The organism is Streptomyces sp. NPDC059564, from assembly GCF_042735575.1.
Taxonomy (GTDB): Bacteria; Actinomycetota; Actinomycetes; order Streptomycetales; family Streptomycetaceae; genus Streptomyces.
The window spans coordinates 1-3,505 of record NZ_JBHWBP010000541.1 but is presented as its reverse complement, the minus strand read 5'-3'; the positions used below and the strand labels follow the sequence as shown (position 1 = coordinate 3,505).

The following is a 3,505-nucleotide window of genomic DNA, read 5'->3' as shown; positions in this document are numbered from 1 at the left end:
TCCTTTGTACTCACCCTCTCGGGCTTTCCTCCGGGCTTTCGTTCTGTTCTTGCGTTTCCGACTCTATCAGACTCTTTCGTGTCCGACTTCCTCGGCGCTTTCCAGGTTCTACGCTTTCGCGCTTTCCCTTTCCGGCGAGTCCGACTCTATCAGAAGTTTTCCACCGGATTTCCCGGCTTCGGATTCCTCAATGAAGAGTCGACTGTGCCCCAGTGGAATTCGAATTCCTTGGGGGCGAGAGAGATGTTAAACCATCGCTGCCGAACTTGTCCAGTTCGAGGCAACCGTTCGAATCTACCTCCCCACAGCCACCGTGTCAACAGTGTTTGTGGGACGACGAGGAGACTAGCAGCTCAGCGGGCCTGTACGCACATCACGCCGCCGTGGGGAGCGTGGCCGTGCGGTCGGCTTCCTCCACGTCGCCGACCTCGCCCTCGCGGGAGGCGCGGCCGCCCAGGACGTAGACGTAGACCAGGAAGGCGGCCTCGGCGGCGATGCCTATGGCGATGCGGGCCCAGGTGGGGAGGGACGACGGGGTCACGAAGCCTTCGATCAGGCCCGAGACGAAGAGGACCGCGGCCAGGCCGATGGCCATGCCGAGGGCGGCGCGGCCCTGTTCGGCGAGGGCCGTGCGGCGGGTGCGGGGGCCCGGGTCGATGACCGTCCAGCCCAGCCGCAGGCCGGTGCCCGCGGCGACGAAGACGGCGGTCAGTTCGAGCAGGCCGTGCGGGAGGATCAGGCCGAGGAACACGTCGAGGCGGCCGGCCGAGGTCATCAGGCCGATGCCGACACCGAGGTTCGCCATGTTCAGGAAGAGGATCCAGAGCACCGGAAGGCCGAGGAAGGCGCCGAGGACCAGGCAGACGGCGGCGGCCTGCGCGTTGTTCGTCCAGACCTGGGCGGCGAACGAGGCCGCGGGGTGGCTGGAGTAGTAGGTCTCGTACTCGCCGCCCGGCCGGGTGAGTTCCTTGAGGTGGTCCGGTGCGGCGATGGCGCTCTGGACCTCCGGGTGGGTGGCTATCCACCAGCCGATGAGCACGCCGAGGGCCGTGGAGAGCAGCGCCGTGGGTATCCACCAGCGGCGGCTGCGGTACACGGCTGCCGGGAAGCCCGTCGTGAAGAAGCGGGCGGCGTCGCGCCAGCTCGCCCGGCGGGTGCCGGTGACGGTGGCCCGGGCGCGGGCGACGAGCTGGGTGAGCCGGCCCGTGAGCATCGGGTCGGGGGCGCTCGACTGGATCAGGGAGAGGTGGGTGGAGGTGCGCTGGTAGAGGGCGACGAGTTCGTCCGCCTCCGCGCCCGTCAGCCGACGGCCCCGGCCGAGGAGCTGCTCCAGGCGCGCCCATTGCGCCTGGTGGGCCGCCACGAAGACGTCGAGATCCATCCGGTTACCGCTCCCCTGCCCCTGGCCACCCGATTCGGCTTACTTCTCCTGTGGTCAGCTTGGCAGACTGGAGCGCACAGGGGCGGGTCAGGTCGGTGAAAGGTGCACTCGGTGAGCGATCTGGTGACGGGGGACGCGGTCGTCCTGGGTCTGCGGCCGGCGAGGCTGCCGAGCCGGGCGCTGGCGATCCTGCTCGACCTGGCCGTGTACGTCGCCGGTTACGTGATCGTCTCCGTCGGGCTCGTGTTCGCGACGGCCGACCTGGACGATGCCGCGCAGGCCGCGGTGACGGTGGCGAGCCTGCTGCTGGTGCTGGTCGGTGTGCCGATCGCCGTGGAGACGCTGACGCACGGGCGCTCGCTGGGGAAGCTGGCCTGCGGGCTGCGGGTGGTGCGGGAGGACGGCGGGCCGATCCGCTTCCGGCACGCGCTGGTGCGCGGGGCCATGGGGGTCGTGGAACTGCTGATGACCCTCGGGACCGTGGCGTGCGTCGCCTCGCTGGTCTCGGAGCGCGGGCGGCGGCTCGGTGACGTGTTCGCGGGGACGCTGGTGGTCCGGGAGCGGGTGCCCGGGGCCCGGGTGATGCCGGTGCCCCCGCCGCCGCCGTGGCTGGCCGGGCGGTTCACCGCGCTGGACCTTTCGGCGGTGCCGGACGGGCTGTGGCTGGCGATCCGCCAGTACTTGACGCGGATGAACCAGCTGGACCCGCACACGGGTGCCGCGATGGCGGCGCGGCTCGCGGACGACGTGGTGGCCCGGACCGGGACCCCGCCGCCGGCCGGGGTGCCGGCCGCCGCGTTCCTGATGGCGGTGGTGCACGAGCGGCAGACGCGGGACGCCGCCCGGGCGTTCGCCACGGCCGCGCCGGGGCCGGTGGCCGCGCCGGTGGCAGCCCCATGGGCCGGGCCCGCCCCGGCGGCCTGGACCGTCGCCGCGCCCGCGCCCGTGGTCACCCCCGCTCCGCCGGTCGTCGCACCCGTCGTCGCGCCCGTCGAGCCCCCCGTACGCGGGACCGGTTTCGCTCCGCCCGGCTAGAAGTCGTCCGGGTCGCTCTCGGCGAAGGTGGACGGCGGGGTCTCCAGGTGTTCGAGTTCGATGCCGGGGGCCGAGAGGACCACGTCGCCGGCGATGTGGACCGTGTGGACCTCGCCGGTGTCGAGGGCGGTGACCCGGTACTCGTCCACCACCAGCGGGCCGCTGTCCGTGGGGTGCTGCGCCCGTGACAGCAGGGCCCACGCCTGGTCGACCGTACGGGCCGCGAGGACCGGGTCGGTGAGGGCGACCAGGCGGACGCGGGTCGCGGGGGCCCCGGGGGCGAGGCGCAGCAGGCGGGCCGTGGCGATGAGGAAGGCCGGGGAGGTGCCGGTGAAGCCGGGGGCCCGGACGTTGCCCTCGGTGGCCTCCGCGCCGGCGGGGTCGGTGCGGACCCAGGTGACGCCGTCGATGGCGGCGCCGCGGACCTGCCAGCCGGCTGCGTTCAGTTCGAGGCGGATGGGGCGGCCGAGTTCGTCGACGGCCAGGTCGACCGAGCCCCGGTGGCCGCCGTCCGGGTGGGTGAGCTGCGCGACGTAGCGCCAGCCGGAGGGGCCGGGGGCGCAGTGGAAGTGCTCCTCGCCGAGCGGGGTGTGGTCGTGCGGGTCGTGGAGCGAGTAGCGGCCGCGGGGCATGGGGCGTGGTCCTTGCGTGCGTACGGAGGTACGGGGCAGGCCCCCGGCAGGAGTGCCGGGGGCCTGGCTCGGTGCTGTGGATCCGCGGGGATCAGTAGCGGTAGTGGTCCGGCTTGTACGGGCCCTCGACCTTGACGCCGATGTAGTCGGCCTGCTCCGGGCGCAGGGTGGTGAGCTTGACGCCCAGCGCGTCGAGGTGGAGGCGGGCGACCTTCTCGTCCAGGTGCTTGGGGAGCACGTAGACGTCGGTCGGGTACTCCGACTGCTTGGTGAAGAGCTCGATCTGGGCCAGGGTCTGGTCCGCGAAGGAGTTCGACATCACGAAGGACGGGTGGCCGGTCGCGTTGCCGAGGTTGAGCAGACGGCCCTCGGACAGGACGATCAGGACCTTGCCGTCGGGGTACTTCCAGGTGTGGACCTGGGGCTTGACCTCGTCCTTGACGATGCCCTCGGTCTT

Annotated in this window: 4 protein-coding genes; 1 reads left to right on the top strand and 3 read right to left on the bottom strand. The window is 71.9% G+C overall.

Annotated elements, in window-relative coordinates:
• Positions 1–373: 373 nt before the first annotated feature.
• Complete coding sequence (locus tag ACFV0Q_RS39760; protein ID WP_385012758.1) at positions 374–1,381, bottom strand: stage II sporulation protein M; 1,008 nt, start codon at positions 1,379–1,381, stop codon at positions 374–376.
• 111 nt (positions 1,382–1,492) lie between these two features.
• Between ACFV0Q_RS39760 and ACFV0Q_RS39755 the strand changes: the two genes are divergently transcribed.
• Positions 1,493–2,416, top strand: coding sequence for an RDD family protein (locus ACFV0Q_RS39755; protein ID WP_385012757.1), 924 nt, complete (start codon positions 1,493–1,495; stop codon positions 2,414–2,416).
• On the opposite strand, the gene ACFV0Q_RS39750 is transcribed toward ACFV0Q_RS39755, so the two are convergent.
• Entirely contained in the window at positions 2,413–3,048 is a 636-nt protein-coding gene (locus tag ACFV0Q_RS39750) for a hypothetical protein (protein ID WP_385012756.1), read from the bottom strand. The two genes, ACFV0Q_RS39755 and ACFV0Q_RS39750, sit on opposite strands and share 4 nt — an antisense overlap.
• A gap of 91 nt (positions 3,049–3,139) precedes the next feature.
• A partial coding sequence (locus ACFV0Q_RS39745) for an adenosylhomocysteinase (RefSeq protein WP_385012754.1) occupies positions 3,140–3,505 on the bottom strand: 366 nt, incomplete at its 5' end.

Coding starts and splice junctions, on each gene's coding strand:
- ACFV0Q_RS39760 (WP_385012758.1), bottom strand. CDS start 1,381: ATGGATCTCGACGTCTTCGTGGCGGCCCACCAGGCGCAATGGGCGCGC.
- ACFV0Q_RS39750 (WP_385012756.1), bottom strand. CDS start 3,048: ATGCCCCGCGGCCGCTACTCGCTCCACGACCCGCACGACCACACCCCG.